Genomic DNA, 451 nt, shown 5'->3' on the forward strand with positions numbered 1-451 from the left:
GTACATGTGCAATCCGGCCGACGACGACGTGGCCTTCCTGGAGTACGACCTGATTGCCTCCGCGGAATACCCGCAGACCGCTAACTGGCAGCAGCCCGAGGGCGGCCGACTGTTCGCAGGCGTCGACATTGGGCGTAAGAAAGACCTGACCGTCCTGTGGATCTTGGAGCTGCTCGGCGATGTGCTCTATACGCGCCACGTCGAGCGTCTGCAGAACATGCGCAAGTCCGCCCAGGAAGCGATCCTCTGGCCCTGGTTCCAGCGCTGTGAGCGCATCTGCATCGACGCCACCGGCCTGGGTATCGGCTGGGCGGACGACGCTCAGGACCAGTTCGGCGAGCACCGTGTCGAGGCTGTGACCTTCACCCCGCGAGTAAAGGAGGCTCTGGCCTACCCAATCCGCGGCGCCATGGAGGACCACAAGGTCCGTATCCCCTATGACCCGAAGATC

1 protein-coding gene is annotated in these 451 nt (G+C 63.6%); it reads left to right on the forward strand.

What is annotated here, in order from left to right; all coding sequences use genetic code 11:
• The coding region (locus tag C1638_RS22115; protein ID WP_228428264.1) for a phage terminase large subunit family protein at positions 1-451 on the forward strand (451 nt) is incomplete at both ends.

Source organism: Chryseobacterium oncorhynchi (assembly GCF_002899895.1).
GTDB classification, from domain to species: domain Bacteria; phylum Bacteroidota; class Bacteroidia; order Flavobacteriales; family Weeksellaceae; genus Chryseobacterium; species Chryseobacterium oncorhynchi.